We start from the raw sequence: 253 nt of genomic DNA, 5'->3' as shown, positions 1-253 counted from the left end.
AGGAGTCTTCCACAATAGTCCGCAGCACATCGCGAACGATAGAATCTCCTCTTACGATTTGTCTCTGCATATATTCATGTATTTTATCTGCATTCACGTCTAAGCTAACCTTCAAAATCTCCTCCCGCTCCCCGCGATTAATCGCGAGAATACGGTGAGGCGGCAGGCGCTTCACTGGCTCCTGGTACGCGTAGTACATCTCATATACGGACTCCTGCTTCGCATCCTTGGCTTCTGTCCGTATCAATCCTTG

1 pseudogene is annotated in these 253 nt (G+C 49.0%); it reads right to left on the bottom strand.

Annotation, left to right across the window (positions count from 1 at the left end):
* Positions 1-253 (bottom strand): annotated as a pseudogene (locus KVT27_RS26910) (RNA-binding transcriptional accessory protein); the annotation flags it as partial.

This window comes from Lysinibacillus sp. GbtcB16, from assembly GCF_019091145.1.
Lineage (GTDB): Bacteria > Bacillota > Bacilli > Bacillales_A > Planococcaceae > Lysinibacillus > Lysinibacillus fusiformis.
Note: the sequence above shows the minus strand (reverse complement) of the source record. Positions and strands in the feature narration are given on the sequence as shown.